Source organism: Corallococcus sp. AB038B (assembly GCF_003668955.1).
GTDB classification, from domain to species: Bacteria; Myxococcota; Myxococcia; order Myxococcales; family Myxococcaceae; genus Corallococcus; species Corallococcus exiguus.
The window spans coordinates 1-400 of sequence record NZ_RAWO01000284.1 but is presented as its reverse complement, the minus strand read 5'-3'; the positions used below and the strand labels follow the sequence as shown (position 1 = coordinate 400).

The 400-nt window shown below is 69.5% G+C and carries 1 protein-coding gene; it reads left to right on the top strand.

What is annotated here, in order from left to right; all coding sequences use genetic code 11:
* Window positions 1-400: type II secretion system protein GspN (gene gspN, locus D7Y04_RS43310; protein WP_121763089.1), on the top strand; the 400-nt coding region annotated here is incomplete at both ends.

The following is a 400-nucleotide window of genomic DNA, read 5'->3' as shown; positions in this document are numbered from 1 at the left end:
CGGAGCCGGACCTGTCCCAGGCGAACGGCGAGCTGACGCTCGACTCACAGGGGCTCATCATCAAGGGCGGCAAGGCGTCCATCCCCATGGGCGGTGGCAACTCGATGCCCATGGAGCTGCCGCAGGTGGCGCTCGGCGCGCTGGTGGGCCGCATCAACTTCGAGAAGGGCCTGGGCACGGTGCAGGAGCTGCGGCTGAAGGGCGAGGACGTGGAGGCGCTGGCCACCGGCACGCTGAAGCTGGGCAAGCGGCTGGAGTACAGCGAGCCCGCCATGGATGTGAATCTCCGGCTGGACCCGGAAGCGCAGAAGCGGCTGGGCCTCCTGGCGGCGGGAATCACCATCTTCCCCCCGGACAAGAAGGACCCGAGCTTCCGGGCGGCCAGGCTCGGCGGCTTCCT